Raw genomic sequence first — 24,297 nt, forward strand, 5'->3', positions numbered from 1 at the left:
AATGGGCAGACATGCTTTTGTCAGCATGGGCTTATAAATATTGAGTATCATTTTGTATTTTTAGACAGAAGGGCGCGAGCGAGATTTTTCTAGATAATCCAAGGCTTCAGCCAGCCATAAGGCCGATGAAATGCCATTTTTTTGCTAAAAATAACAAAAACATACATGATTTTCTGTGACGGATTTCATACTATGTTGCAGTGTGCCTGTTTTTAGTTTGTATGCTCATTAAAAGATGCACCGCTTGACCATTTCAAGAGGTTGTTGTCTTGCATATAGCGAATAATAAATAGTGGATGTTTATGCAAGATCTTCTCAAAACTAAAAAATTCCAGTTAATCACGGAATCCAGTTGGAAACATCTCTGGTCTAAGCCAGTGTTTGAGTATCTGCATTCAGATCATTTCGACGGAAAACAGTTTCGTAATCTTGAGCATGCATCTCTATCGCGCGGTCGCTTTGATTTATATAAATGGCTCATTACCCGAAAATCCAAGACCTGGAATGTTAATCTTGACGAGGAACGTGCCGAGTTTTTTTCTCGTCCACGCGCATTGCCACAGCAGCGTCCAGATGCAGCTCTGGATGACTGGCAAGTCTGGTTTATTGGTCACGCCACCACATTAATTCAGATCGGCCCCTATAACTTCCTGACCGATCCGGTTTGGGCTGAATATGCCAGTCCATCGGCTTCTACAGGGCCGCAGCGGGTCATTCCGGCTGGCATTGCCTTGGATGAATTACCTCAGATTGATGCCGTACTGCTCAGCCATAACCATTATGATCATATGGATCTGGCTAGTCTGGAATGGCTGCACAACACTTTTGAGATGCCTATTTATACTGGTCTGGGTAATGCCTGGTATTTGCCAGAACATTATACCGTGCATGAAATGGACTGGTGGGAAAGTGCCTTTTTTGAAGAGATCCGGATTGTCTATACGCCGGCTCAACATGCCTCAGGGCGCGGCATGCGCGATCAGAACTGTGCACTTTGGGGAGGATTTTCTTTATTACATGGCAAGGAACATTGTTTTTTTGCCGGAGATAGTGGCTACGCCTCACATTTTAAAGAAATTCGTAAACGTCTGGGTGCACCGCGAATTGCCTTACTCCCGATAGGAGCGTATGAACCGCGTGAACTGATGCGCGCGATCCATATGAATCCGGAAGATGCCTTCCATGCCCATCACGACTTGCAGGCTAAATGTTCACTGGCGATTCATTACCGTACTTTTCAACTCACGGATGAAGACCGGGATGCACCGGAACATGAGTTGCATGAGATCATCAAGCATTCTTCCAAGTTGATTAATCCATTTTACTGCATACGGGAAGGCAAACGGATTATTGTTTAAGCACTTCCTGCTGTTCCTGTGGGATGAGTTGAATGGTTAATACGGACAGCTTCTTCCAGAAAATGGCGTTTATTTTCGCTGGATGGAATCAGGCAATACTCGGTTTTGCCAAATAACCTGTAACGATTTAAAGCGACCACACGATACAGAAAATCTCGGATAAAACGTGGAACAAAATAACCTGCGCTCATTAAATTAAAGGGAAAACCAAGATGCTGCAGCGCCTTCAGTAATGCAGTCGATTCCGTATAGAGTGTGCCATCTTGAATGACGAGCATCGTGGTGTAATGTTCGGTTGGCATCTGATAACGTTCGAGCAGTGCCGTACCTAAAGGCGATTGGGCGGAAACCAGTTTAAACTGTATCTTCTTATCGTATTGAATCAGAAACCGTGCCCAGCCATTGCAGATCACGCAAACAGCATCAAATAAAACGATGTCGTGTTGTTGAATGATGTCTTCAATATTCGCATGCATTGTTGTATTTCTTTTTGTGCTGACTTGCTTCTATAGTGCTTGATGCTGCAATAAAAAACCACCCGAAGGTGGTTTTTATACGTGTCTAAACTGGCTTAGAGAAAGCTAGGCAAATCTTTGGCTGGATCGGTTTCACGTGCTGCTTGGGCATCTGCTACGGTCATGCCGAGTGCTTGTGCTACGCCTTCGCCGTAGGCTGGATCACAGTGATAACAGTTGCGGATGTGACGGTATTTGATGAAATCTAGTGCATCCCCCATCGCTCCGGCCGTGTTATTAAACAGAGCCTGTTTCTGCTGGTCATTCATCAGGTTGAACAGGGCACGGGGTTGGCTGAAGTAATCATTGTCATCTTCACGGAAATCCCAGAAATCGGCATCACCGGTGATTTTCAGTGGCGGTTCTCTGAATTCCGGTTGTTCCTGCCACTGGCTGAAACTGTTCGGCTCGTAATGTGGCAATGAACCATAGTTGCCATCCATGCGGCCTTGACCATCACGGCGGTTCGAATGTACAGGACAGCGTGCAGCATTGACCGGAACCTGTGAATGATTCACGCCAACACGGTAACGCGCTGCATCGGCATAGTTCACTAAACGTGCCTGTAACATACGGTCCGGTGAGTAGCTGATACCCGGTACAAGATTGCTTGGTGCAAAGGCTGCTTGTTCTACATCCTGGAAATAGTTTTCCGGATTGCGGTTCAGTTCAAATTCACCGACTTCAATCAGTGGATAATCGCCCTTCGGCCAGACTTTGGTCAGGTCAAATGGATGATAAGGCACTGTTTCAGCTTCGAGTTCCGGCATGATCTGAACGTACATTTTCCATTTTGGATAGTCACCACGTTCGATGGCATCAAACAGGTCGGTCTGGCTGCTTTCACGGTCTTTGGCGATCAAGTCTGCAGCTTCAGCATCGGTCAGGTTCTGGATGCCTTGCTGGGTACGCATATGGAATTTTACCCAGAAGCGTTCATTTTTGGCATTGATAAAACTGAAGGTGTGACTGCCAAAACCATGCATATGACGGTAACCGGTCGGAATCCCGCGGTCGGACATGACAATGGTCACTTGATGCAAAGCTTCAGGCAACAGTGTCCAGAAATCCCAGTTATTGGTGGCACTGCGTTTGTTGGTTTTCGGGTCACGCTTGACTGCTTTATTCAGGTCAGGGAATTTGCGGGCATCCCGCAGGAAAAACACCGGGGTGTTATTGCCGACCAGATCCCAGTTGCCTTCTTCAGTATAGAATTTTAAGGCAAAACCGCGAATATCGCGTTCCGCATCGGCCGCACCACGTTCACCTGCCACCGTTGAGAAACGCGCAAACATTTCGGTTTTTTTGCCGACTTCAGAGAAAATTTTAGCGCGGCTATATTGGGTAATATCATTGGTCACGGTAAAGGTGCCGAAAGCACCTGAACCTTTGGCATGCATACGACGCTCTGGAATCACTTCGCGGACAAAGTTGGCCAGTTTTTCATTCAGCCATAAATCCTGGGCAAGTAAAGGTCCACGTGCACCTGCCGTCATACTGTTCTGGTTGTCGACCACAGGTGCACCAGCTTCAGTGGTCAGGTGGGTGACAGGGCATTTTTTAAAATCTTGGCTCATCTTTCCTCTCCAAGTTTTGAATATCTTGTGTCGTTTATCTAGTATTCATAAGATATTGAGATATATGCTAATCAGATCAGGTTTCACTATATTTACAATATCTTTAAATAAAGGGTGTTACAGCACAAAACGGAATTCAGGATATAATTGAGTGAGCTCACTCAAAACGTATTTTTAAAGTTAATAAAGTTTAAAATATTGAAAATTAAATGGTTACTTTTAAAAAGTAACGGGTTTTCCACTCTCTGACAATATCAAATTCTATATATTTTGAATAACTCAAATAATGAATGGGATTAAACGAAAATAACAATATCTAAGTCCATAATATGTTTTTATCAAAGGATAAAAATAATAAGTGAATAGTATTGTTTAAAATATATTTTATAACTGATTTATTTTAAACGTTTTTTTAATCGAGTTTTGTTGGGCTGAAGAAACCCATAAAAATAATGAATGAAATAAGGGTGTTTTCTGGCTATAACTCCCATTTTTGCATATAGAAAATCCTATCCAGATGGTCTTTATTTTTAAAAAAGTATTGGCAAATATGCTTGAAAATTAGTCAGTCGGCCCTATAATTATCTCACTCCTTCCTCAAAATCACATAGAGAGTAAAATGGCCAAGAAAAAAACAGCCGAGCAGGTGGTGATCCACAATTTTGTGGCAAAACACATGCATGAAGTCAACAAAAGCCAGGTCTTTGTAGACCGAAAGAAAAATGCAAAACGTGGCTACAACAAGCACAGACAAGGGCGATATTCCATGGAAGATCGCCCTTTTTTAATGGCTGCTTAAGGTCTGTAAGGTGGCTGGGGACGACGCGGTGGCTGTTTAGGATTGGTTTTAACTGGAGAGAGCGGGGCGACAGGCCGGTTGTTACGAGTTTGCGAATATTGATTTGGATGCCGGGATGACGTTGTCGATTTATCCGCAATTAAGTCATTAAAGAATTTATTGAGTCTACTGTGCACTGGCGCTTTGTGGTGAGGGGAGTGAGACTGTGGTCTGGCCTGCTGAAAACTGGCAAATTGATCTTTTTGCTGGTGATAGAGTCTGGTGGCAATGACGGAGGGGTCATCTCTGCCTAAACGCCGCCGTTGCGATGCCGAAATTTCAATGCCCAATAATGGAGTCATTTTAGGCCGATCGGCATAGTTCGTTGCTCGATTGCTGGCAGGGCGTATATAAGATGAACCGGAATTATGAGCTTCTTTGCGGGCAGCCAAGGCCGGTGCAAGAATGACTACATAGAACACTGCAACAATCATGAACAGGATGACCAGAAATTCCATAACCACCTCTACCACTGTCGAGGGACTGGAAAAAGTCCCGTATTAGGCACTCACCATACGTGATGCTGATTTCACCATATCCCCTAAACCATGGGTTCTGAAATAATATTCTAACCAGCTTTTTACCATGAGCGGATTGTCCATTTTTAACACATGTTGCAGCAATTCCTGTGCATCACTCATCGGAACATGACAAATGGTTTTACGTACCCGCAAAATATTACTGGAACTCATCGACAGGGTGTTAAAGCCCATGGCCATGAGCAAAACTGCAGACAGCGGATCGCCTGCCATTTCACCGCAGATACTGACCGGTTTTTCATTGCGATGACAGTCCTGCACCAAACGGGTCAGGGCACGCAGTACTGCTGGGTGTAAATGTGAATAGACATTGGCCACCCGCGGATTATTACGGTCCACGGCCAACAGATATTGGGTCAGATCGTTGGAGCCGACCGAGAAGAAATCCACCAGTTCGGAAAATTCATCAATCTGATGAAGCACACTCGGCACTTCCACCATGATGCCGAGTTTTGGTTTATTTACCTTGACCTGTTCTTCTTCTTGAATCGCCGCATGATCACGTTCCAGCAGGTAGAGGGCTTCTTCGACTTCGCTGACACTGGTCACCATCGGCAGTAGAATATGCAGGTTATTCAGTCCGATGCTGGCCTTGAGCATGGCGCGAATCTGTGAAGAAAAAATTTCTGGATGATCCAGAGTAAAACGAATGCCGCGCCAGCCGAGTGCCGAATTTTCTTCTTCAATCGAGAAATACGGCAGGTCTTTGTCGGCCCCAATGTCCAGCGTTCGCATCACCACCGGTTTATTGGCAAAATGACTGAGTTGCTGACGATAAATCGCACGTTGTTCTTCCTCGCCCGGGAAGCGGTCACGCAACATAAACGGAATTTCAGAACGGTATAAACCGACACCTTTGGCACCGCGCTGCACGCCACGCACTACATCAATCATCAGGCCGGTATTGACATACAGTTTTACTGCGACGCCGTCCGGAGTAATTGCATCTTTGGTTTCGTACTGGCGCAAATCTTTGGCAATCTGTTCTTCTTCTTTTTGAATTTCTTTATAGCGACTGCGCAGGCGCCGTGGCGGATTAATAAAGACACGGCCCTGATGTGCATCGACAATCATCTCTAGATCATCGAGGGTGTTGATCGGCAGCTCAGTCACACCGACCACAGTCGGAATACCGAGAGCACGTGCCACAATCACCATATGCGAGTTCATGGCACCTTCAGTGGTGACAATCGCGGCAATTTTATCCACGGGCAGTTCAACCAGTGCAGCCGTCGATATTTCCTCACCAATTAGAATACTTTCATCGGTCAGTTCACGGTGACTGGCATCGGCTTCCTGTAAGCGCGCCAGAATGCGGCGGCCCAGATCTTTTAAGTCCGCCACCCGCTCACGTAAATAATCATCTTCCATCTGGGAGAATTGTGCCACATGATTGTCAATGACAATTCGCACGGCGCCTTGTGCCCAGTGACCTTCACGAATAAAAGCCTTGATTTCTGCAGGCAGGGCATTTTCATCCAGCATACGCAAGAACACGCTAAACAGTGCGCGTTCCTCGGCCATCAACGCATCCTGCATTTTGTCATCTAGCGACTGGATTTCTTCGCGGACTGAATTCAGGGCGTTATCTAATAGCTCCAGTTCTTCGCTAATGTCATCCGCTTCACGGTCAGGGACTGCGGCAAGATCTGCTGGCGGATAGAGAATCACTGCACGACCTAAGGCAATACCACCCGAGCCAGAAACTCCCTGAAAGGTTTTATAGGCGGGCAGGTTGCTTGGCTTGCGGAATACATCGATATTGCCGACGGCATGGGCATGGGCGATGACGCCAGAAAGCTGCGCACAGAGTGTCACCAGAAAGGATTCAGCAGCTTCAGAAAAGTCCTGTGATTCTTTGTTCTGAACCACCAGCACACCCATCACCTTACGGCGATACATCACTGGCACACCGAGGAAGGAGTTATAAATTTCCTCACCGGTTTCAGGTAAAAACAGGAAGCGCTCGTGTTTAGGGGCATTGTCCAGATTGACAATTTCCTCACGCTGTCCAACCAGGCCCACCAGACCTTCGCCGGTCTGCAAAGACACATGGCCGACAGATTCTGCATTCAGGCCTTTAGACGCCATGAGCAGATAACGCTGATTGCGTTCGTCGAGGAGATAGATCGAGCAGACATCAACCTGCATGGCCTCGGCCACATGTTTGACCATGATGTCGAGCGATTCATGCAAACTGGTGGACGCATTGATCTCCTGAACAATACGTCTCAAGGTGTCCAGTTGCATATTCGACATAAGGTCTGCTCCGTCTATTCAGAATTTCAGTGATTAAGTTTATTTATAACAATAGCCGCGTAAAAAATCTGCATTATTTATGCGATTTTTTAAGGTTTTTGCTGGGGCAGTTGCTGACACAACTCCACCAAGGCTTTGCGGTAAACATCACGTTTGAAATTCACGACTTGACCGAGTGGGTACCAATAACTGACCCATTGCCATTGATCAAATTCGGGCGGATCAGACAGATTCAACTGAATATGCTGAACGGGGGCCGTGAGTTTGAGTAAAAACCACTTTTGTTTTTGACCGATACAGACCGGATCAGAGTCCGTACGAATGTATCGATGCGGCAAACGATAGCGCAACCAGCCTTTGGTTTGCGCGACTATCTGGACGTGTTCGGGCAATAAGCCAACTTCTTCTCTCAGCTCACGATAGAGTGCCTGCTCAGGGGTTTCTCCATATTGGATCCCGCCTTGTGGAAATTGCCATGCATTATGACCAATGCGTTTTGCCCATAAAACCTGTCCAGCATCGTTTGCCAAAATGATCCCGACATTCGGTCGGAAACCTTCAGAGTCGATCATTTGGCTACCTAAAAATTGTTTAATTTATGCCTTTGCCATCGGGGAGCATTATTTCGTTATCCAACTCGAAAAAAGCAAAGTTTAAAAATGTTAAAATTGCTATGATCTTAACGAATTTCTATCGACTAGCGGAGATAGATTTACAATTTTTTTCTTAAATTTCAGTTTTAACGAGTATTTTCATGAAATTGGCGCTATTTGATCTCGATCACACCTTGTTAAACACGGATTCGGATCATTCTTGGGGAGAGTTTTTGGTCAGTGAGGGCCTGGTCGATCCAGTTCAGCATCGCGCCATGAATGACAAGTTCTATGACGATTATAAAAAAGGTCAGCTGGATCCTTATGCCTATAATGAATTTGTGTTCCAGTTTCTGACCAAACATGACAATGATTATTTGACTGAATTACATCAACTGTTCATGCAAAAAGTCATTCGTCCACAAATGCGTCCTGAAGGTTTTAAAGCCATTGAGCGCCACCGTGAAGCAGGGCATGCCTTAGTGGGGATTACCGCAACTTCAGACTTTATTACCGCACCCATTTTTCGTGAATTCGGAATTACTGAAATTATTGCCACCAATGCTGAAGTCATTGATGGGAAATATACTGGTAAAGTCATCAATACCGCATGCTATCAGCAAGGGAAGCTGGTGCGCCTGGAACAATGGCTGGAAGGTCGCGATGTAACCGAGTCTTGGGCCTATTCAGATTCGATTAATGACCGTTTCTTGCTGGAATATGCGGATCATGCCATTGCAGTCAATCCGGATGATCGCTTAGAAAGTCTAGCCCAAGAACAGGGCTGGGAAATACAGGACTGGTCGATCTAAGTATTCTAGTCCCATTCATGTGATTTATTCAGCACAACTTCGGTTGTGCTTTTTATTTGCCTCATTTGAATATTAATGTTTTTTCACAGTCCGGCTGAATCAGACATGCTATGCTCAAAAAACAGGACATGATAACAATAGTAGATTCTGAGGTATGAGATATGACTCACGTTCGACCACGTATGACACATCTGTTCCAACAGCTTGGCTTGGATGCCAGTGCAGAAGGTATTGAAACATTTATTCACGAGCATCAATTGCATAAAGATCTGACTTTACTGGATGCGCCGTATTGGTCAGAGGCACAACGTCAATTTTTAAGTGAGAAAATAGCCTCTGATGGCGAATGGGCGATTGTGGTAGATCAACTCAATGAATCCTTGCATGAAAATTCAACCAGTGAAGGATAAGATATAAAGCCAATCGTATGATTGGCTTTTTTAGACTATGACCTTACCTTTAGCGAATCCGTTTCCAGATCGTGACTTGTGACAGGGTGTGTTGATACTTTCTGGCCGTTTCTCGAATCACAAAAGGCACATCTTGGGGTTCGGTCACCAATTCAAAGTGCTGGGTTAAAATGTTGGAAATACCAGCCAAAGTCGTGATCTTTTCCCCATCCTGCTGAAAACCGCCCAGCCATTCGCTACGCGCCGTATGTTCTTCCAGCCAGGTATAGGGCGAACTCAGCATTAAAATTCCACCTATATTGATACGTTTATGAATCTGCAATAAAAAGTCTTTCGGATGATGCAGCCGGTCAATCAGGTTCGCTGCCAGAATAAAATCATAGTCGCTAAAATGTGCTTTCAGGTTGCAGGCATCGGCCTGAAAAAATTCCGTTTTTGACGCAAACTGTTCCAAAGCGACATCTTCAAGTGAACAGCTTTTTTCTTCGCTTAATTCACCTTCTAGCGGCAGCTGATAACGTACCCTATTGCCTTGAGCCAAATAAACTGCTTGCTGGATAAAGCGTGCCGAAAAGTCCAAACCGGTTACCTGATCAAAAGAGCGTGCCAGTTCAAAGCTGGCGCGGCCGGTAGCACAGCCAATATCTAAGGCACGATGGCACGGCGTTTGCTGAAAATAGGGTTGTGCCAGATCGACCAGTGTTTTGGCAAAATTAGCGATACCAAAATATTCGATACCATACTGGAATTCCAGATATTGGGAGACCAGCTGGTCGCTTTCATAATGCGAAGGGAAATGTTGCAATGCTTGATCAGAAGCGACGTAGCGAAAACCAGCGTGCTGAAAGAAATGCCGTCTGAAGGCGTAGCGGGAACTATATAAAGCTTCATTGCCCGCCGAAATCCAGGAGCCACCTTTCATCAGGTTATGGCGACCGTCAAAGGTCGGTGTACTGAAATCATCATAAAATGGATGCACCTGAAAACCCTGAAATGGATAGATCGGGGTTTCAGTCCACTGCCAGACATTGCCTTGAATATCGTAAAAATCACCCTGCTTGAAATGATCCACCGGACAGGAGCTGGTGCCGTATTTCAACTCGATATTGGCCTGTTCAGGACTTTGTAAATCTGGATCCAGGTCTGAAACGGCATACAGGCGATACCATTCATCTTCAGTCGGCAAGCGAATGGTTTTTCCAAGCTGTTGCGATTTCCACTGACAAAAGGCCTTGGCTTCATGATAATTCACTTCTACCGGCCAGTCCCAAGGCATCGGCACTTCTTCTAGCATCAATCGCAGTGACCAGCCTAATTCAGTTTTGCGCCAGAAACAGGGATGAGCAGCTTGTGAAAATTGCAGCCAGCCTAGACCTTCTTCACTCCAGTAGTGTTCGGTCTGATAGCCATCAGCTTCGACAAAGGCCAGAAATTCCTGATTCGATACCAGATATTTGGAGGCTGCAAAAGCTGCAACCTCGGCTTCATGCCGGCCGTATTCATTGTCCCAGCCATAAAATGGATGGTTAAAATCTTTCTGTAAATGCACTTTGCCTTCCGGCACATCCAGCAAAATATTATCCGGGGCCATGCCGGTAATAATATTGGCACGCCATTGTGGATGCTGGCGTACATGTTCCAAAGCATGCTGGCGGATCAGCACAGAAGAAGTTTCCAGATGGATCCGTTCATGTTCGATGCCCATGATGATGGTCCACCAAGGGTTTTGCCAGTTTAAGGGTAGAGTTAGCGGAGCATGTTCAAGGATGTTCAGGATCAGGGCGCGTACCTGATGCCGATAATCACGGACTTCCTGCACACTGGGCCAGTCATAGTGCACTTCATCCAGGTCATCCCAGCTCATCTCGTCTACACCGATCGCGAAGATACTTTCAAAATGCGGATTTACGCGTTCGCTAATTAGCTTGCTGAGCAGCAGTTTATTGACAAAAAAAGTGGCGGTATGGGCAAAATAAAAAATTAGCGGATGACGTAAAGTAATCGGCTTGATGAAAAATGCATCTTCATGTTTGAGGCATTCAAACAGTTGTTCATAGGTGTCAAAGGTGTTCAGGAAATATTCGCGCAGGCAGTGCCGGGCAGTCTGTTCATCGGCAAAATCAAGTGCCGGCGTGGGCAGCAGCATCGGTTTGGCCGAAAGCCATAGGCTGCTTGTATTTGTTTTATCTTGAGAGTGGGATTTTAAGGGAGAATCGAGCTGCATCCGTCAGGCTCCATCGAATAGTTTTAAGCATTCCTCTGCACTGCAAAAGAATGGAATTGTCTTAAAAATACTCGAAAGATATCGCCAGATGGGGTGTATTTAGGTAACAAAATGCTGCACCGTTTTAGATGCAGCATGTTCAGGAACAGCTTAAATAGACAGCGAGGCACCCTGCATGAGCTGAACCAGAGCCTGTGCCGCTTTGGACTGAGTACGACCCGGATGCCAGACCATGCCCAAGCGACGGTTCATTTCCAGATTAATATCTAGTTGGTGAAGGTCATGATTGACCAAAGTTTTTGGCAGTACCGACCAGCCTAAGCCAATCGATACCAGCATCCGGATTGATTCCAGCGGATTATTGCTCATACTGACTTTCGGTTTAATACCCTGTTTTTCAAATTCGGCCAAAGTAATTTGCGAGGTATAGGTCTGTGATGAGGGCAACAGGCTTGGATAGTCGAGCAAATCTTCCAGACACAGATTTTTTTGCTGCGCCAGCGGATGAAACGGTGCCACCACAAAGACCAGAGGATCATTCCAGATAGTCACATAATTCAGACGCGCATCACCCCGTGGCGGCAAGGTTAAAAATGCCAGTTCCAGATCGCCGGCAATCACTTGTTCATGCGCCTGCTCGGAATCGACAAAATGCACATCCAGAGTCACGTCAGGATATTCCTGAACATAACGGCGCAAATGACTCGGCAGATGATGCAGGCCAATATGATGACTGGTACCAATTTTTAGTTTGCCCTGTACCTGACCCTGTTCATGGCTCAAGGTATAATGAATATCCCCGAGTTCATTCAGCCAGTTTTTCACTTTAGGCAACAGGGAGTGTGCCGCGTGGGTGGCCTGTACGCCACGTCCGGCAGATTCAAACAGCTTGACCCCAAAGTATTCTTCCAGACTGTGAATACGTTTGGTGACAGCAGGCTGGGTAATGAAGAGCTGATCTGCGGCCAGAGAAATCGAACCGGTTTCCATGACTTTCACGAAGGCTTCAAAGGCTGCGAGATTCATCTTAATCACCTATAAAGAATTTTTATGTGTAAATCTATTATTGTTATATTTTAAGAATAAATCAAAATAAAATTACCTTATCTATGTTGCAGTGCTGAATTACTATACATTTTCAAAGCCTTGGCATTTTAAAAACTAAAAAAGACTGCCTTTCTCAAAACAGCCTTTCATCTGGAACCTCGACCGAAGAGTTTAGACGGTAATGTCCTCATTCTGCTGTTGGTTATTACCCTCCCAGATTTTTTCGTGGAAGAAGAAAGCCACTGCTTGTACCGTTGGCTCTAATAAACTTAAGGCAATGGCCATGGTCAAACTGCCAGTCACCAAGTAACCCACAATCATCGCTACTGTAATATGCATAATGTAGTAGCTGAAGGTCTTTTTGAACATGCGCTGGTTGTTGTCTACAAAGCGTTGAATATGTGCCATGTCGAAGTTCCTTAAAAATAATCTCTGTCGATGAAGAAATAATAATAATTCTCATTTGATTTGTAAAAGCGAATATTTTTTATAAATTAATCGGAAAATTAGATTTATGGAAATAGAGCTAAAGCATAATTTGATTCAGCTTTTAAAAGATTCCAAAAAGTTTTTTAACTGATAAAAATGATAAATTAGATTTATGTGATTGCAGCGATATAATCAAAATCAGAGAAAGAATTTACCCAGTCCAGTGGAGTATATCGACATGGCAGGCGCAACCCAAACAGCAAAAACATTATATGATAAATTGTGGGACGACCATTTAGTAACGCAACGTGATGATGGTTCTGCCTTACTGTACATCGACCGTCACTTATTACATGAAGTGACTTCTCCACAGGCCTTTGAAGGTTTGCAATTGGCCGGGCGCAAGCCATGGCGTTTAAGTGCCAACATTGCCACACCGGATCATAACGTACCGACTTCGAAAAAAGAGCGTGAGCAGGGCGTTGCCGGAATTGAAGATGAGACTTCGCGCATCCAGGTACAAACTTTGGATGACAACTGCAAGACCTTTAATATTGTTGAATTTGATATTAATGATATCCGTCAGGGCATCGCGCATGTGGTCGGGCCGGAGCAAGGCTTGACTTTGCCAGGCATGACCGTGGTATGTGGTGACTCGCATACCGCAACACATGGTGCTTTTGGCTGTTTGGCGCATGGGATCGGGACATCCGAAGTTGAACATGTATTGGCGACTCAATGCTTGGTTCAAAAGAAGATGAAAAATATGTTGGTACGCGTTGACGGCAAATTAGGTCAGGGCGTAACACCGAAAGATGTGGTCTTAGCCATTATTGGCAAGATTGGTACCGCAGGCGGTACTGGTCACGCGATTGAATTTGGCGGTCAGGTCTTCCGTGACATGTCGATTGAAGGTCGTATGACCGTGTGTAATATGGCGATCGAAGCCGGTGCACGCGTGGGTATGGTTGCTGTGGATGACAAAACCATCGAGTATGTTAAAGGTCGTCCTTATGCGCCAACTGCGGAACAGTGGGATCAGGCGGTAGCGTACTGGAATACATTGCATTCGGATGAATGTGCATATTTTGATACGGTGGTCGTGTTGCAAGGTGAAGAAATTGAGCCGCAAGTGTCTTGGGGAACTTCTCCTGAGATGGTCATTCCAGTGTCTCAAGCAGTACCAACTTTAGAACAAGCCAAAGACGATGTACAACGCAATGACTGGAACCGTGCTTATCAATATATGGGCTTAAATGCCGGTCAGGCCTTGGCTGAGATTCAACTGGATCGTGTCTTTATCGGTTCGTGCACCAATTCGCGTATTGAAGATATCCGTGCTGCAGCCGAAGTGATCAAAGGTCGTAAGGTCGCATCTTCAATCAAACAGGCGATGGTGGTTCCGGGTTCTGGTCTGGTCAAAGCTCAGGCAGAAGCGGAAGGCTTGGACAAGGTATTTGTCGAAGCGGGCTTTGAATGGCGTGAACCAGGTTGTTCAATGTGTCTGGCGATGAATGCCGACAAGTTGCAGCCGGGCGAGCATTGTGCCTCGACTTCGAACCGTAACTTTGAAGGTCGTCAGGGCAATGGCGGTCGTACTCATCTGGTAAGTCCAGCCATGGCAGCCGCTGCTGCGATTGCAGGTCACTTTGTTGATGTTCGTTCATTTTAATTGGTACGTAGGAGCACAGACATGAAAGCTTATACCGTTGAACAAGGTATCGTTGCACCCTTAGACCGTGCCAATGTCGATACAGATTTAATTATTCCAAAACAGTTTTTGAAATCGATCAAACGTACCGGTTTTGGTGACAATTTATTTGATGAATTACGTTATTTGGATGAAGGTTATCCAGGGCAGGACAATTCAGTTCGTCCGATCAATCCGGACTTTGTCTTGAACCAGCCACGTTATCAGGGTGCATCTATTTTAATTTCACGTGCCAATTTTGGTTGTGGTTCTAGTCGTGAACACGCACCGTGGGCCTTGAGTGAGTACGGTTTTCGTACTGTGATTGCACCAAGCTTTGCCGACATTTTCTTTAATAACTGTTTTAAAAACGGTATGTTGCCAGTGATTTTGGCTGAAAATATTGTTGAGCAGTTATTTAAGGAATGTGCGGCAGATGAAGGCTATCAACTGACTATTGACTTGCAGGCACAAGAAGTTCGCACCCCTACAGGTGAAAGCTTTAAGTTCGAAGTCGATCCATTTCGCAAGCATTGCCTGTTAAATGGTCTGGATGATATTGGCTTAACTTTGCAGGTAGCGGATGATATTCGTGCCTATGAAGAAAAAACCAAACAATCGCGTCCTTGGGTATTTGCCGAAATTCATGGATAAATCAGTAAAAATTGTCATGGCATGACTGCGATGCCCTTGCTAATATCGGAAGATTATTGAGTTTTTTGATTGGGTAAGACAGACATTATGGCGAATTATTGGAAACAGTGGCTTGCTTTAAGTTCAGTATCGGTGCTGTTGACTGCATGTCAAAGCATCGACACGATGAAACTCAAACATGCCAAAGAAAATGCTGAGAGCAAAAGCAATGCCCTGATCTACTGTACAGGGACGCCAGATTGCCAGTTCGAACGCTTCAATCAGACCATTATTGTCAACGCTGACAATGGCCGCATCAGTGATGAGGCGCTGAAGCAGAAACTGGTGCGCTTGCAGGCCAAAAATTTAAATCAGGCCAATCCGATTTATTTATCCGTGCCGGCAGGACAGCATGAACTGGTCGTGCGTTTTTATCCGATCAGTAAGGATAAAGCGGAAACTTTACATGTATTCCATCGTTTTCAGGCCAATAACCGCTATAGCTTAAAAATGTTTCGTGACCGTAGTGCGCGTAGCAGCAGTTTATTAAATGCTTCGGCGCCGGATCCGCTTTGCGTAGATCTGGTACAAGAGCAAAAAACCATTCGTCGTTTTTGCAAACCCTATAATGCAGTCACCGGGATTGCAGAGTTTGTAGAAAAGAAAATTTAACCTCTGTCAGGTCTGAATCTGACGTTTTAAACGGAAAATCTCATGTCTAAACAAATTTTGATTTTAGCTGGTGACGGCATCGGCCCTGAAATTGTAAAAGCCGCAGAGCAAGTACTCACACGCGTAAATGAAAAATTTAATCTTGATTTGACATGGGAACAGGGCTTACTCGGTGGTGCAGCCATTGATGCACATGGTTCACCGTATCCTGAAGTGACCTCTGAACAGGCTAAAAAAGCTGATGCGATTTTACTCGGTGCCGTGGGCGGTCCAAAATGGGATACGATTGAGCGCTCAATTCGTCCGGAACGTGGTTTATTGAAATTGCGTAGTGAACTGAACCTGTTTGCTAACTTGCGTCCAGCCATTCTTTATCCGCAATTGGCTGATGCTTCAAGTTTAAAGCCTGAAATCGTAGCAGGTCTGGATATTCTGATTGTGCGTGAATTGACCGGTGGTATTTACTTCGGTCAGCCACGCGGTATCCGTGAACTGGAAAATGGCGAGAAACAAGGCTATAACACTGACGTTTATTCAGAATCTGAAATCAAGCGTATCGCCAAAGTCGCTTTTGAAATGGCCAACTTGCGCGGTGGTAAAGTATGTTCAGTGGATAAAGCCAACGTGCTTGAAGTAACTGAACTGTGGAAACAGACAGTGACTGCGCTGAAAGATGCCGAATACCCTGAAATTAATTTATCGCATATGTATGTCGACAATGCCGCAATGCAACTGGTGCGTGCGCCAAAGCAGTTTGACGTGATTGTCACCTCGAATCTGTTCGGTGATATCCTGTCTGATGAAGCTGCGATGTTGACCGGTTCAATCGGCATGTTGCCATCGGCATCTCTGGATGAAAATGGCAAGGGCATGTATGAGCCTTGTCATGGTTCTGCACCAGATATCGCCGGTCAAAACCTGGCAAATCCATTAGCGACGATTCTTTCGGTGGCGATGATGTTGCGTTATACCTTCCGTGAAGAAGCGGCTGCTAAAGCGATTGAAGATGCAGTAGGTCAGGTCTTGGATCAAGGCTTGCGTACGGCAGATATCATGTCTGAAGGCATGCAAAAAGTCGGTACGGTTGAAATGGGTCAAGCAGTCGTTGCTGCATTGAACTAAGCCTGTTTTGATTCAAAAAAACGCAGCCTTGAGCTGCGTTTTTTTATAATAGAAATTTCAAAGCTTAAACCCCTTAACAGGTTCGGCCTGTGGTGCGTACCGCGGTCGCAATATTATCTTTGAGTAAGAAGGTGATTTTACATTGCAATTTGACGTCGTAGCCGCCGGCAGGACTTACTGAGACAGGAATCGGTACAGTGCCTGTTCCTGTGGCAGGAAACTGCGCTACAGGCAAAGGAATGGTAATGGGGCGTTGTACCACATAGCTTAATTGTTTTGCGCTGCGTTCAGGCTCACTGATCTGCTGGTAACCTAAACGTTTTAGATCCAGAGTTTGATCGATCAGTTGGCTGCTTTGCCCAATGAACTGTTGTAAATAGGCATCACGCTGCGCAGTTGTTGATGAGGTGGTGCTGCATGCATTAAGCAAACTGAATGCTGTACAGCATACTAAAATCAGTGTGAACTTCATGAGCTGTCCTCACACCAAATAAAATGAGTGTAAGCGCATTCCATGCAAAAATACTGTTGTGATTTGATACACGGTAGAAGTTTAGCGTGGTGAGGTTGATCCCTGATTTAATCCGATACAGGCTTTGAACTCGATGAGTACAGCTCAGCAAGCTCTACCGGTAAAGCGAATCGCCTGAACAATTTCATCTTTCAAGTCAAACCAGATTTGGCATTTCATCTCAATGTTATAACCACCATTTGAGGGCATCGGCATTGGTGCGCCGATCGGAATGCTCTGACTAATATTCGGCGTTCCCATTGGAATATTCATATCCCGAAAAATAGTGTAGCTGAGAAATTCTGTGGTTTGAATCGGTTGCTGGGAGGTCTTGAATCCAATGGCACGAAGATCAAGCTGGCTACGAACCTGTGCGGCAGTTTGACCTACATAAGGTTGTAGAGACTGATGCAGATGCTGATTGCCGCCGGTAGCGCATGCAACGAGAAACAAGCTGGAAAGTAGGGATAAGCATTTCATATTCATTGTTTTTATACATGTTATTTTTAATTCAATGAATAGTCGTGAATTTATAAGGCTGTGTCAAATTATTTTATTGATTGATAAATAATTCAAGTAATAAAAAAGCCACTAAAAGTGGCTTTTGCTTGCGCTAAAACTTAGCGTGCACGATATGTGATACGACCTTTAGTCAAATCATAAGGTGTCATTTCAACCTTCACACTGTCGCCAGTTAAAATACGGATATAGTGTTTACGCATTTTACCAGAGATGTGGGCAATCACTTCGTGACCGTTCTCTAAACGTACACGGAACATAGTATTAGGAAGCGTCTCGGTGACAACGCCTTCGAACTCGATGAGTTCCTCTTTATTGGCCATAGCCTACCTGAATGAATAAATTGGAAAGGCGCAAATTATAGTCAATTTTTTTGCAAAATACAAGACGAAACGGGCGTTAGACTGATCATCTGCCAGTAAAATAGGCGAACTGTCACGATAATTTTTTTAACTAAAAAGACACCTGTTTCTGTTGTCAGTTTGGTCAATCACAGTTAATCTAAAATTAATCTTTTTAAGTATAAATGAAGTACATACAAGGAAGGCTTTTGAGTGAGTCAGCTAACGGATGCATCAGTCGTATTGCGTTTAGGCTATCAGGCGATTCGTCGTGCGGGGTTGCCAACAGAAGAACTTTTGACCAAAGCAGGAGTGGCTTTAAATCAGGTAGAGGCCAATGACCGTACTCCGCTGAGTGCCCAGTATGCCTTTTGGGTGGCGGCAGAGGAAGTCAGCAAGGATCCGGATATTGGATTGCATCTGGGTGAACACTTGCCTCTTTATCGTGGTCAAGTGATTGAACACTTGTTTGTTTCATCTGAAAATTTTGGTGAGGGACTGAAACGTGCTTTGGCTTATCAGCGACTGATCAGTGATGCCTTTGCTGCCAAATTGGTGATTGAAGATGACCGCTGCTATTTAACCAATGGTGAACAGCCTTTTGCTGAGAGTCTGGTCAATCGTCATTTTACTGAATGCGCCATGTCAGGTGTCCTGCGTTTCTTTAAATTTATTACTGAAGGGCGTTTTGAGCCGATTTATATCGATTTTAATTTTTCCAAAGGGGCACTTGATGATGAATACTTCCGGGTTTATGAGTGTCCGGTCAGTCTAGGTCAGAAAGAAACTCGTTTGTATTTCGATCCGACTATCCTGGAATATCCGCTGTGGCAGGCTGAACCTGAGCTGTTGCAGCTGCATGAGCAACTGGCCATTGAAAAGCTACAGGAACTGGCAAGATATGATCTGGTCGGTGAAGTACGTCGTGCAATCGGCTCTACTTTGGAGAGTGGCGAAACCACGCTAGAAACTGTGGCAGCCCAGCTGAACATCACGCCACGCCGTTTGAGAACACAACTGAGTGAGGCACATACCAGCTTTCAGCAGATTCTCTCGGATTATCGCTGTCGTCTGGCCAAGCGTTTGCTGGCGAGTACCAATGAGAGCGTCGAGCGGATTGTCTATCTGACCGGTTTTTCCGAGCCAAGTACCTTCTATCGTGCCTTTAAACGCTGGACTAATGAAACGCCAGTGGAATATCGGAAGCGGAAGCAGCGTTAAAAATCCCTCCTAACCTCTCTTTAAAAAAGGGAGGAATTCCCCTCCTTTTAGGAGGGGTTAGGGGAGGTAAATATTCTAAAAAATTTAAAAACTATTCCGGCATATTCAGCCAGTGCGGACCTAAGGGTAATTCAGGTAATTCAAACTGCGCCGGATAATCAGCATGAATAAAATACAAACCATCTGCTGGCGCAGTCACACCAGCAGCTTTACGGTCTTCTGCCGCGAAAATATTATCAATATGATCGGCAGCATACATGCCCTGACCAATTTCCAATAAACATCCCATGATATTGCGCACCATATGGTGCAGAAAGCCATCGGCCTGAATATCCAGTACCAGATACTGACCATGCTGAATCAGGCGGCAATGGCTGACATGACGAACGGGCTGATTGGACTGACAGGCTGCGGCGCGGAAGCTTTCAAAGTTATGCGTGCCTTCAAACTTTTTCGCGGCGTATATCATCTGTTCAACATCAAGCGGTGCATAGACATGGGTGACCTGTTTATGCAGCAATGCCGGGCGTACAGGGTGGTTGTAGACCACATAGCGATAGCGGCGCGCCTGTGCCTTAAAACGGGCATGGAAGCTGTGATCCATTTCTTTGATCCACTGGATCGAGATGTCTTTAGGGAGTTGGCTATTGCAGCCCATCAGCCAGCCACGTTCAGAACGCACGGCATCAGTATCAAAATGTGCCACCATGTTGGTCGCATGTACCCCGGCATCCGTGCGGCCGGCACCATGCAAGAGGATCGGTTGATCGGCAACTTTGCTCAGAACCTTCTCAATGGTTTCCTGTACGCTTGCAACTCCCGGCTGTTGAGTCTGCCATCCCCGATAATGCATCCCACAAAACTCAATTCCCACCGCAAAACGTTGCATAATGACCTCAAAACCTTATTGATCGTACCAATGACGATGCCATTGCTCTACAGTGTCGTATTGTAAATACATTTTTAGGGCTTTTGCATACAGATCCGCATGTCCATAACTTTCATTCAGCAAAATTTTGCAATGATTGACCCATTCGGCAATAGCATAGCGCTGATCCGTCGCACCAAAAGGCACTTGGGTGGTCAAGACGGAAATACAGCCCTGCTCATAGAGTTGATCAATGAGTGCAATCATGGCGTCATTGACCGCCAGGTTGCCAGTGCCAAAACCTTGCAGAAATAAAAAATGTGGTGGTCGAGCCAATAGGTTGTTCAGGTTATTCAGCTGCTGGGTCAGATCAACTGGCTGCATCATGATGCTCATGCAGTTGAATTCAGTCGCTTTCGTAATATCTTCAGCTTTGATCTGATAACACGCTTGACTGGTTTGGATTGCAATATTGGCCTCAAGACCGGAAAAGGCATTTAACTCAGTAGTATGCTGTTTCAGTGCAGTTTGCGCATGTAGCAGCTGATGATGGAATGCCAGATAGACCCCAGCGCTACATTCGCTGACGGAATCTAGTGCAAATTTCAGGTTATCTAGAGCATCACTAAATTCACGCTGTTCATTGCCTTGAGCATTCAGCAGCGGATATTGGCTACCGGTCAGTACCACATGCGCCGAGTTTCCAATAAAATGTGCCAGTACTGCACTGGCATAACTCAGCGTATCTGTACCGTGAATAATCACAAAATGCTGGATTTGCCGCGATTGCAATTGCTGAATAAACTGTACCAGTTGCAACCAGTCGGTTGCTGTACAGGCACTACTGTCCTTAATGGCGGGTGCATGATGGCATTCGACGAAATACTGCTCTGCAAGTATCTGTTCGAGCTTTGGAATAAATAAATCAGCAGGCATCGGTGCAAGAGGATCTCCCACGCAGCCGAATGTGCCACCCATATAAATTAATGCAATATTTTTTATCATAAAAAAAGCAGCCAATTATTGACTGCTTTAGTGTAAATCGAAATGCATCAAGATGCGATTTGATTCAGTAATTGCTCTGCGCGTTGCTGTTGTTCAGGAGTATATTCAGCTTCTCGCTCGGCAATGATTTCACGGGCAGCGGCGTAGGCACCGAGTTGAATATATTGCTGGGCAAGATCAAGATTGAGACTTGCTTCATTAACATCCAGTAATTCGGGGAAAGATTGTACGAGTGGATCATGCTGGTCTACGGCTGCCTGAGCTGGCGTAGCAGGGAGATCGAAACTCATCACTGTTGCAGCAGGCGCTTCTGGCGTGGTTTCCAAATGGTCTAATTTGAAATCCAGTCCGGATAGATTAGTTTGTGCAGCCGGCTCAGCCACAGGTGCTGCAGCTGTCAAACTGGATAGATCAAACTCAGTCGCTGGCACCGCAGTTTTTTCAGCTGCTGTTACAGGTGTGTCAAGTGAGAATGAGAAATCTAGAGGCTTGATTTCTTCAGTGGCAGCAGGCGCCGTTTCTACTGGAGCAGGTTGTTCCAAATCCAGTTTAAAGTCTAGGATGGGTGCCGTTTCTGTTGCTGCTGTAGTTTGAATATCTGTAGATGTACTCTGAAATTCAAAATCTACAGAAGGAGCAGCAGGTACAGGAGCCTCTTTAGCTTTTGGTGTTTCTACTGGGGTAGTCTTTGGTTCAAAATTAAATTCAAGTGGCTGAATATCTGCTACAGGTTCTACAGGGGTAGCCGGTTTACTTGGTTGAAAGTCTTGTTGCAATTGTTCAAATGCCAGTTCATTTGAAGGAGCCGGTGCAACCAGATCGGCAAAGGCATCTGAAGTTGAAGCAGCTTCCTGCGCAGAAGAAGTTTTAGGCTGGGCACTTGGAAAATCAATGGTCTCTTTTACAGCAGATGAAGATTTTTCAAATTCACGCTGTTTTGCTTCAGCTTGCGCCAGAATCTCATCTAAATGCAAAGAACGGATATGGTTGAGCAGCTGTGAAATTGCAAACTCATCTTTTTGTAAGATATGAATATCCAATAACAGCAGATAGAGTTCATGCTGGGAATTATCCCGATTCAGTGCCTGGTTAATCTGTGCTTCGGCCGCAAAAAAATTACGCTCTTGAATCAGGCCTTCAATTTTCTTGCGTGTGTCTGCTGATAATGGCGTTGCTGATTTTTTTGTGACCCCGACTGGCTCCACCACTTTGGTTCTTTGTGGGGCAGCTTTTGAAGCAGAGCCAGTTTTTTTCGCTTTTACCGTTTTAGTTTTTGCTTTATCTGATTCTTGAGCATCTTGTCGTTTTTTAAAGACAATTAATACGATGATCAATATCACTAATGGAATCACATAAATCAGCATGTTTTACCCCTTGGGGATAGAGTAGTTTAAGTTCGCCTATCCCAATAAATCGTCATGTGTAACTTTTTAATTAATTGGCTTCTTATCTGCTTGTTGGGCTTTGAGCTGTTGTTGTAGCTGGGCCAGACGCGCATTTAATAACTGAATTCTGTGATCCTTCTGATTGAGTGCCAATTCTAATTCAGTTACGTTTCTCTGTAATTTAACGGTTTTTTCTCGGGCTGTCATAACTTTTAATGACAATTCCTTTGATGTTTGATTGCGTTCTGTGTTCTGGTTTGCAGAAACTTGCCCGGAATCGCGCTGGTTCTCAGCCACTAGGCTCATTTCTGCCTGATTCAAACGGTATTTAGTTTTGCCAGAAGGCTTAGAAGGTCGCTCTGTCTGAGGTGCTGCAGAAACTTTAATGGGCGCAGGTGCAGGATGAGTTGTATTTAAGTTCAATGAAGCACCCTTGCGTAGACGATTGGCATTTCCTCCGATAAAGGCATGCTCATTGTGTTTTTTGATTTGCTGCATGACTTCATTGACCGGACGCTGCTGCTGTTCGGCAATTCGTGCTGCAATCCCCCACAGTGACTCATTGGATTGAACGACATAAGTAGGTTGAGTCTGATTCGGAGTTGCTTTGATTGGTGAAACTTTTGCAGTCACTGGAGCTGGAGTTTTCACCGGATTGGATGATCCAGTTGATTTTCTGGCTTGTTCCTCAGCAAATTTTTTCACCAATGGATCACTGGAGGCGGTTTGATGATCAGAACGGGACTCTACAGCTTTCTGCACATCTACTTTATTTGGTACTGATGCGCTTTGATTTGCTGGCATCGTACTAGCTGGTTTATCTGTAGTCGAGACTGCTGCAGGAGCCGGCGATGCAAGAGTTGCTTGTGAGGTCTTTATTGAATCTGAAAGCGCCGGTGCAGTTTTAACTGGGGCTGGAGTATCGGGTGCAGTTACAGCCTCGCTTTTCAGTACAGGCGTAATCGCTTGAGCCTGAATCGCTGGAGTTGATGCCATTACAGCTGGCGCAAATGCAGTTTTTGGAATAGAAGTGTTCGATAATGTCGGTGGTGCTGTGCGTTGCAATGCCAACGGCTTTTCTAGAGCCGGTGGCTTATTTAAGGCTGTGGAGGCTGCCGTATTGTAATGGCTACTTACGGGTAAGTTGAGTGCAATATCTTTTTCACTGACGACGACAACTGGTGCAAGCGGACGTTCATTCTGTTTGAGACTAGCTTTTAATAAATCAGTTTTAGCTTGTAAGGGCGTACGGATATGTTGCAGACGTGCAGCATTGCCTTCCTTGATTTTGACAATAATATTCAGCTCGCGCTCTGTCATGGGGCGAGAAGAAGTAATAGTAATAACCCCGGTGCCATTATTGCTGCGCCGAGTAAAAAAGTTCAGATGACCAGGTGGCTGATGCGATGCACCTATCGAGAGTAAATCTTCAGGTGAAGCCAGACTGACTTCAATCGGCAAATTGATATCAGACTGCCGAAAAGTCATTTCTGCGTAGAGTAATTCCCCAGGGGCAGACTGAATCTGAACCGGATCTACATTAATCGCATAAATATTTTGTGAAGCGACAATGGCTAAAATGGCAAGCTTTAATTTGTTATATACAGTCATCTTAATCGTGAGCTCAGTCATTATCGCATAGCGAAAATTATAGATTAACGGGATGTTTGTTTTTTGTAAAATACTTACGCAATAGTTACATAAAAAAGCCGATCAATAAAGATCGGCT

The 24,297-nt window shown here is 45.1% G+C and carries 24 protein-coding genes; 9 read left to right on the forward strand and 15 right to left on the reverse strand.

Annotation, left to right across the window (positions count from 1 at the left end; genetic code table 11):
* The first annotated feature begins 302 nt into the window (after positions 1–302).
* Positions 303–1,358, forward strand: a complete 1,056-nt coding sequence (locus AC1IR0_RS07100) for an MBL fold metallo-hydrolase (RefSeq protein WP_004278509.1) — start codon at positions 303–305, stop codon at positions 1,356–1,358.
* Here AC1IR0_RS07100 and AC1IR0_RS07105 read toward each other — a convergent pair.
* Positions 1,355–1,834 carry a thiol-disulfide oxidoreductase DCC family protein gene (locus tag AC1IR0_RS07105; RefSeq protein ID WP_409651777.1) on the reverse strand — a complete coding sequence of 160 codons (480 nt, stop codon included), beginning with the start codon at positions 1,832–1,834 and terminating at the stop codon, positions 1,355–1,357. The genes AC1IR0_RS07100 and AC1IR0_RS07105 overlap by 4 nt on opposite strands.
* A 95-nt stretch (positions 1,835–1,929) precedes the next feature.
* Positions 1,930–3,450, reverse strand: coding sequence for a catalase (locus AC1IR0_RS07110; protein ID WP_409651780.1), 1,521 nt, complete (start codon positions 3,448–3,450; stop codon positions 1,930–1,932).
* A 619-nt stretch (positions 3,451–4,069) separates the two neighbouring features.
* Between AC1IR0_RS07110 and AC1IR0_RS07115 the strand changes: the two genes are divergently transcribed.
* Positions 4,070–4,249 carry a DUF7230 family protein gene (locus AC1IR0_RS07115; protein WP_004729442.1) on the forward strand — a complete coding sequence of 60 codons (180 nt, stop codon included), beginning with the start codon at positions 4,070–4,072 and terminating at the stop codon, positions 4,247–4,249.
* Here the strand turns inward: AC1IR0_RS07115 and AC1IR0_RS07120 are convergent.
* The 3 genes from AC1IR0_RS07120 to AC1IR0_RS07130 form a co-directional block, all read right to left on the reverse strand.
* On the reverse strand, positions 4,246–4,746 hold the full coding sequence (locus AC1IR0_RS07120) for a hypothetical protein (protein ID WP_409651784.1): 501 nt from the start codon (positions 4,744–4,746) through the stop codon (positions 4,246–4,248). The genes AC1IR0_RS07115 and AC1IR0_RS07120 overlap by 4 nt on opposite strands.
* Before the next feature lie 42 nt (positions 4,747–4,788).
* The gene (gene ptsP / locus AC1IR0_RS07125) at positions 4,789–7,086 is read right to left on the reverse strand and encodes a phosphoenolpyruvate--protein phosphotransferase (protein ID WP_409665875.1); all 2,298 of its coding nucleotides are present in this window, start codon (positions 7,084–7,086) and stop codon (positions 4,789–4,791) included.
* A gap of 89 nt (positions 7,087–7,175) precedes the next feature.
* Positions 7,176–7,658: an RNA pyrophosphohydrolase gene (locus AC1IR0_RS07130; protein ID WP_004278502.1), complete on the reverse strand. Its 483-nt coding sequence runs from the start codon at positions 7,656–7,658 to the stop codon at positions 7,176–7,178.
* A gap of 182 nt (positions 7,659–7,840) precedes the next feature.
* Here AC1IR0_RS07130 and AC1IR0_RS07135 point away from each other — a divergent pair, with 182 nt between their 5' ends.
* Entirely contained in the window at positions 7,841–8,491 is a 651-nt protein-coding gene (locus AC1IR0_RS07135) for an HAD family hydrolase (RefSeq protein ID WP_129716837.1), read from the forward strand.
* Positions 8,492–8,652: 161 nt separating this feature from the next.
* Complete coding sequence (locus AC1IR0_RS07140) at positions 8,653–8,901, forward strand: DUF2789 family protein (RefSeq protein ID WP_004278500.1); 249 nt, start codon at positions 8,653–8,655, stop codon at positions 8,899–8,901.
* Between the two features lie 49 nt (positions 8,902–8,950).
* On the opposite strand, the gene ovoA is transcribed toward AC1IR0_RS07140, so the two are convergent.
* From ovoA to AC1IR0_RS07155, 3 genes are all read right to left on the reverse strand, one after another.
* Complete coding sequence (gene ovoA, locus AC1IR0_RS07145; protein WP_409651792.1) at positions 8,951–11,125, reverse strand: 5-histidylcysteine sulfoxide synthase; 2,175 nt, start codon at positions 11,123–11,125, stop codon at positions 8,951–8,953.
* A gap of 150 nt (positions 11,126–11,275) precedes the next feature.
* Complete coding sequence (locus tag AC1IR0_RS07150) at positions 11,276–12,151, reverse strand: LysR family transcriptional regulator (RefSeq protein WP_004278498.1); 876 nt, start codon at positions 12,149–12,151, stop codon at positions 11,276–11,278.
* Positions 12,152–12,343: 192 nt separating this feature from the next.
* Positions 12,344–12,580: a DUF2061 domain-containing protein gene (locus AC1IR0_RS07155; RefSeq protein ID WP_004278497.1), complete on the reverse strand. Its 237-nt coding sequence runs from the start codon at positions 12,578–12,580 to the stop codon at positions 12,344–12,346.
* Positions 12,581–12,839: 259 nt separating this feature from the next.
* Between AC1IR0_RS07155 and leuC the strand changes: the two genes are divergently transcribed.
* From leuC to leuB, 4 genes are all read left to right on the forward strand, one after another.
* A complete protein-coding gene (leuC, locus tag AC1IR0_RS07160) occupies positions 12,840–14,273 on the forward strand; it encodes a 3-isopropylmalate dehydratase large subunit (protein WP_005245907.1) in 1,434 nt (477 codons plus the stop codon).
* A 21-nt stretch (positions 14,274–14,294) separates the two neighbouring features.
* Complete coding sequence (gene leuD / locus AC1IR0_RS07165; RefSeq protein WP_086044147.1) at positions 14,295–14,945, forward strand: 3-isopropylmalate dehydratase small subunit; 651 nt, start codon at positions 14,295–14,297, stop codon at positions 14,943–14,945.
* Positions 14,946–15,032: 87 nt separating this feature from the next.
* Positions 15,033–15,596 carry a hypothetical protein gene (locus tag AC1IR0_RS07170; RefSeq protein WP_409651797.1) on the forward strand — a complete coding sequence of 188 codons (564 nt, stop codon included), beginning with the start codon at positions 15,033–15,035 and terminating at the stop codon, positions 15,594–15,596.
* A gap of 42 nt (positions 15,597–15,638) precedes the next feature.
* A complete protein-coding gene (gene leuB, locus AC1IR0_RS07175; protein ID WP_004278493.1) occupies positions 15,639–16,718 on the forward strand; it encodes a 3-isopropylmalate dehydrogenase in 1,080 nt (359 codons plus the stop codon).
* A 73-nt stretch (positions 16,719–16,791) separates the two neighbouring features.
* On the opposite strand, the gene AC1IR0_RS07180 is transcribed toward leuB, so the two are convergent.
* The 3 genes from AC1IR0_RS07180 to infA all read right to left on the reverse strand — a co-directional run bounded on the left by AC1IR0_RS07180 (position 16,792) and on the right by infA (position 18,071).
* Positions 16,792–17,190, reverse strand: a complete 399-nt coding sequence (locus AC1IR0_RS07180) for a hypothetical protein (protein WP_004278492.1) — start codon at positions 17,188–17,190, stop codon at positions 16,792–16,794.
* A 144-nt stretch (positions 17,191–17,334) separates the two neighbouring features.
* Positions 17,335–17,715 carry a hypothetical protein gene (locus AC1IR0_RS07185; RefSeq protein WP_004278491.1) on the reverse strand — a complete coding sequence of 127 codons (381 nt, stop codon included), beginning with the start codon at positions 17,713–17,715 and terminating at the stop codon, positions 17,335–17,337.
* A gap of 134 nt (positions 17,716–17,849) precedes the next feature.
* Positions 17,850–18,071, reverse strand: a complete 222-nt coding sequence (infA, locus tag AC1IR0_RS07190; protein WP_001284370.1) for a translation initiation factor IF-1 — start codon at positions 18,069–18,071, stop codon at positions 17,850–17,852.
* Positions 18,072–18,302: 231 nt separating this feature from the next.
* On the opposite strand from infA, the gene AC1IR0_RS07195 reads away from it, so the two are divergent.
* Positions 18,303–19,310: an AraC family transcriptional regulator gene (locus AC1IR0_RS07195; protein ID WP_243474272.1), complete on the forward strand. Its 1,008-nt coding sequence runs from the start codon at positions 18,303–18,305 to the stop codon at positions 19,308–19,310.
* Positions 19,311–19,401: 91 nt separating this feature from the next.
* Here AC1IR0_RS07195 and truA read toward each other — a convergent pair whose 3' ends face one another.
* The 4 genes from truA to AC1IR0_RS07215 all read right to left on the reverse strand — a co-directional run bounded on the left by truA (position 19,402) and on the right by AC1IR0_RS07215 (position 24,200).
* The gene (gene truA / locus AC1IR0_RS07200; RefSeq protein ID WP_005107961.1) at positions 19,402–20,199 is read right to left on the reverse strand and encodes a tRNA pseudouridine(38-40) synthase TruA; all 798 of its coding nucleotides are present in this window, start codon (positions 20,197–20,199) and stop codon (positions 19,402–19,404) included.
* A gap of 15 nt (positions 20,200–20,214) precedes the next feature.
* Positions 20,215–21,183, reverse strand: coding sequence for an asparaginase domain-containing protein (locus AC1IR0_RS07205; RefSeq protein ID WP_005107960.1), 969 nt, complete (start codon positions 21,181–21,183; stop codon positions 20,215–20,217).
* Positions 21,184–21,230: 47 nt separating this feature from the next.
* A complete protein-coding gene (locus AC1IR0_RS07210; protein ID WP_409651807.1) occupies positions 21,231–22,547 on the reverse strand; it encodes a fimbrial protein FimV in 1,317 nt (438 codons plus the stop codon).
* A gap of 66 nt (positions 22,548–22,613) precedes the next feature.
* Positions 22,614–24,200 carry a FimV/HubP-related protein gene (locus AC1IR0_RS07215; protein WP_409651810.1) on the reverse strand — a complete coding sequence of 529 codons (1,587 nt, stop codon included), beginning with the start codon at positions 24,198–24,200 and terminating at the stop codon, positions 22,614–22,616.
* Positions 24,201–24,297: the final 97 nt, after the last annotated feature.

It is taken from the genome of Acinetobacter sp. 129952 (genome assembly GCF_056642055.1).